At 51.2% G+C, this 1403-nt stretch carries 2 protein-coding genes; both read left to right on the forward strand.

Annotated elements, in window-relative coordinates; all coding sequences use genetic code 11:
- Positions 1–270: 270 nt before the first annotated feature.
- Positions 271–837 (forward strand): putative molybdenum carrier protein, encoded by a 567-nt coding sequence (locus tag J3364_RS22560; protein ID WP_349560410.1) that lies wholly within the window; start codon positions 271–273, stop codon positions 835–837.
- Positions 838–908: 71 nt separating this feature from the next.
- A complete protein-coding gene (locus J3364_RS22565) occupies positions 909–1079 on the forward strand; it encodes a hypothetical protein (RefSeq protein ID WP_349560411.1) in 171 nt (56 codons plus the stop codon).
- Positions 1080–1403: the final 324 nt, after the last annotated feature.

Consider the following 1403-nt stretch of genomic DNA (forward strand, 5'->3'; position numbering starts at 1 on the left):
AAAACGGACGGCATTTACGCCTGATATTGGCTATTTTATGGTCAACCCCGGCGTTGCCGGATGAATCGGCAGAGACCGGTAAATTGCTGGCTGTCTGAAAACGGCGTTTTTGCAGGGGCGACTAAGTCGTTGGTTGTGACGATCCTCTAACGCTGGGCCGGTTTCTTTGGCTTGATGTTCCGCTCCGCCCGGCAATATCGCAGTAATAGGATAGAAACCCAGATAGTCTCCACTGAGCACTGAGGTGGACCCAGTTAGTGTGAGTCGTATGTGGGCAATCGCGAAGAACGTGGCCAGCGGGCGGTGCAGAATCAGATACGAGCCGCTGAGGCTCGCCTCAAGCTCGATGGGCATATCATGCTTTTAAAAATCATCAGTGGTGGCCAAACCGGAGCGGATCGAGCGGCCCTTGACGCAGCACTCGAAGCAGGATTTCCAATTGGCGGCAGTTGTCCGGCCGGTCGAAAGGCTGAAGACGGTCCGATTTCCCTCGATTATGGGCTCGAAGAAGTTAATGGCGGATATCGTCAACGCACCAAAAGGAATATTTTGGATGCCGATGGCACGCTAATCTTCTATGAGTCGTACCTCTCAGGTGGGACCGAACTGACCGTTGAGTTTTGCATTCGCCTGAAAAAACCATACAAACTGATCGATATTGATACCGTCGATGCTGAGACAGCGTCCAACCTGCTGATTGCTTTCACTAATGCGTTTGATATCAGGGTTTTGAACGTTGCCGGTCCGAGGGCCAGCGGTTGTCAGGGAATCTACGTCTACGTTAAAGAAACGGTCCACCAAGCACTGGCCAGGATGGAAGTCTCAGGTGACTTATGATTGCGGCCACGCCCGACCCAGTATGATCACAGCTATGGTTGATATTGGTTCCCGCCGTACGGGAGGGTTTTATGACGAAAACGTTTACCGAAAAGGAACTGTTGGAGGGGCTGGATGCCCAGTCAACTCATGCTGATGAACTGGCCAAACCGCTTCCGAAAGAACGCGCGCATCTAGAAAAACTCAATCGCTCGGTCCTACGTTATGAGCGGCCATTAGACCCGTGTGGGATGAATTTTTAGATTCGCACGAGGGTGTGTCAGATGACTTCATTGAGGATCGAGGTCAGTCGCCGACTGGCCATGCTTGAGGCTCCTTCGTTTAGCCGTGCACGCTGTTTGGTAGCATCGTATAGTAGGTTCTGGATTCGTGGGAACGAAACACCTATACGTGGACCAAGCACTTTGAAATCTTAATGGAGGTGAGTCTGTGGATATGGAATTAGTCGCCCCTGCAAAAGTAAAAACCTGAACAAAGGCAATGAGTTGGCCTGACTTCGGGGTATAATATCCATCATAAATCTCCCCGTTTCGTCCAAAAACCGGAAGAAAGCCCCATGATCCCAC

The sequence above is a fragment of the Marinobacter sp. NFXS9 genome (assembly GCF_040148665.1).
GTDB lineage: Bacteria > Pseudomonadota > Gammaproteobacteria > Pseudomonadales > Oleiphilaceae > Marinobacter_A > Marinobacter_A mangrovi.